The 1,089-nt window shown below is 67.8% G+C and carries 1 protein-coding gene; it reads right to left on the minus strand.

All coding sequences use genetic code 11. The features are described 5' to 3' along the window. The coding region (locus tag AB0F91_RS47275) for an IS256 family transposase (protein ID WP_360609094.1) at positions 1–1,085 on the minus strand (1,085 nt) is incomplete at its 3' end. Between the last annotated feature and the right edge of the window lie 4 nt (positions 1,086–1,089).

Raw genomic sequence — 1,089 nt, forward strand, 5'->3', positions numbered from 1 at the left:
TTGGGGAAATGACCGCGGGCCTTGACGGCGCGGCGGATGCGGGCGTTGACGCTTTCGATCGCGTTGGTCGAGCAGATCACCCGCCGGATCTCCGGGTCGAACGCCAGGAACGGCACGAACTCGGCCCAGGCGTTGTCCCACAACCTGACGATGGCCGGGTATCGGGCGCCCCATGCCTCGCTGAACTCGGCGAACCGCTCGCGCGCGGCGGCTTCGGTCGGCGCGGTGTAGACCGGTTTGAGGGCCTTCGCGATCGCGGCCCAGTGCTGGCGGCCCGCGTAACGGAAACTGTTGCGCAGCAGGTGAACCACGCACGTCTGGGTGATCGTGGCCGGCCAGACCGTGGCGATCGACTCGGGCAGCCCCGCCAGCCCGTCACAGACAACCATCAGCACGTCGGCCACGCCGCGGTTCTTGAGCTCGGTGAGCACGTGCAGCCAGTATTTGGCGCCTTCGCCGCCCTCACCCGCCCACAGCCCGAGGATGTCGCGGTGCCCCTCGCAGGTCACCGCGAGCGCGACGTAGATCGGGCGGTTCGCGACCTTGCCGTCCCTGATCTTGACGTGGATAGCGTCCACGAAGATCACCGGATACACCGCGTCCAGGGGCCGGTTCTGCCACTCGACCATGCCCTCGACGACCTTATCGGTGATCGTGGAAATGGTCTGCCTGGACACCTCAGCGCCGTAGACCTCGGCCAGGTGCGCGGCGATCTCTCCGGTCGTGAGTCCCTTCGCAGCCAGGGAGATCACCATCGCGTCCACCCCGGTGAGGCGTTTCTGCCGCTTGGCCACGATCTTGGGCTCGAAGCTGGCATCCCGGTCTCGGGGCACCTCGACCTGCACCGGGCCTACGTCGGTGAGCACGGTCTTGGAGCGGGTGCCGTTGCGCGAGTTGCCTGTCCCGCGGCCGGCCGGATCATGCTTGTCATAGCCGAGGTGGTCGGTGATCTCACCCTCCAGCGCCGACTCCAGCAGCCGCTTGGTCAGCTGCTGCAACACCCCGCCCTCACCGGTCAGCTTCAGCCCACCGGCCTTGGCGCGGCCCACCAAATGCTCGACAAGCTCGTCGTCCAGGCCGTCCAGGCCG

Source organism: Amycolatopsis sp. NPDC023774, assembly GCF_040639695.1.
Classification (GTDB): domain Bacteria; phylum Actinomycetota; class Actinomycetes; order Mycobacteriales; family Pseudonocardiaceae; genus Amycolatopsis.